This is a genomic window from Mesorhizobium sp. M2A.F.Ca.ET.039.01.1.1, from assembly GCF_003998035.1.
GTDB lineage: Bacteria > Pseudomonadota > Alphaproteobacteria > Rhizobiales > Rhizobiaceae > Mesorhizobium.
This window is the reverse complement of the sequence record NZ_RZRY01001528.1, coordinates 1-449: the sequence shown is the minus strand read 5'-3', so window position 1 is coordinate 449 and position 449 is coordinate 1. Positions and strand designations below refer to the sequence as shown.

2 protein-coding genes are annotated in these 449 nt (G+C 66.1%); both read left to right on the top strand.

Features of this window, described 5'->3' with window-relative positions; genetic code table 11:
- The coding region (locus tag EOA24_RS40790; RefSeq protein ID WP_281059960.1) for a carboxyl transferase domain-containing protein at nt 1-322 on the top strand (322 nt) is incomplete at its 5' end.
- Between the two features lies 1 nt (nt 323).
- Nucleotides 324-449 (top strand): macro domain-containing protein (locus tag EOA24_RS43775; protein ID WP_189354731.1); only part of this gene is annotated, 126 nt, incomplete at its 3' end.

Here is a 449-nt window from a genome sequence, read left to right as displayed (position 1 = left end):
CTCGCCGCGTTTCCTGTGGATGTGGCCGAATGCGCGCATCTCGGTGATGGGCGGCGAGCAGGCGGCGACGGTGCTTGCCATGGTCAAGCGCGAGGGTATCGAGCGCAAGGGCGGCGAGTGGAGCGCCGAAGAGGAAGCGAAATTCAGGAAGCCCATCCTGATGAAATACGAGCATGAGGGTCATCCGCTCTATTCCTCGGCGAGGCTGTGGGACGACGGCATCATCGACCCGGCGAGGACGCGCGAGGTCCTGGCGCTCAGCCTGTCGGCCGCGCTCAATGCCGACATCGAGGAGACGCGCTTCGGCGTGTTCAGGATGTGAGATGAGCGCTCCCGGCGACAGGCTCCGCATCCATACCGGCGACATCACCAGGCTCGCGGTCGACGCCATCGTCAACGCCGCCAATTCGTCGCTGCTCGGCGGCGGCGGGGTCGACGGCGCCATCCAT